This window comes from Ruminococcus sp. 210702-SL.1.03, assembly GCF_020559915.1.
Taxonomy (GTDB): domain Bacteria; phylum Bacillota; class Clostridia; order Oscillospirales; family Ruminococcaceae; genus YE71.
In genome coordinates this window covers 1-330 of the sequence record NZ_JAJCLZ010000147.1, presented here as the reverse complement: position 1 = coordinate 330, position 330 = coordinate 1, and the positions used below count along the sequence as shown (strand labels likewise).

Annotated in this window: 1 protein-coding gene; it reads right to left on the bottom strand. The window is 41.5% G+C overall.

Annotated elements, in window-relative coordinates:
* On the bottom strand, positions 1–330 hold a 330-nt coding region (locus LI114_RS13855), incomplete at both ends, for a transposase (RefSeq protein ID WP_227221153.1).

Sequence of the window (330 nt, the reverse complement as noted above, 5' to 3'; positions counted from 1 at the left end):
GATTGACTGCACCGTAGATTTTCTTTAAATCAGCGCATACAGCTTTTCTGTCCTTATATGGCACAAATTTGCAGCTGTTTCTTATCTGATGAACGATGCAGAGCTGATTTTTTGTCTTCGGGAAAATAGCGTTGATCGCATCACAAAGTCCTGTCAGATTATCGTGACAAGCGATAAAAATGTCCGTGACTCCGCGGTTTTTCAGGTCTGAGCATATGCTTGCGTAAAAGCTTGCTGACTCATTTTCTGAGATCCATGTTCCAAGAATCTCCTTCTGACCCTCCATGTTGATACCGAGTACAGAGTACACGCACTTATTGATGATTTTAT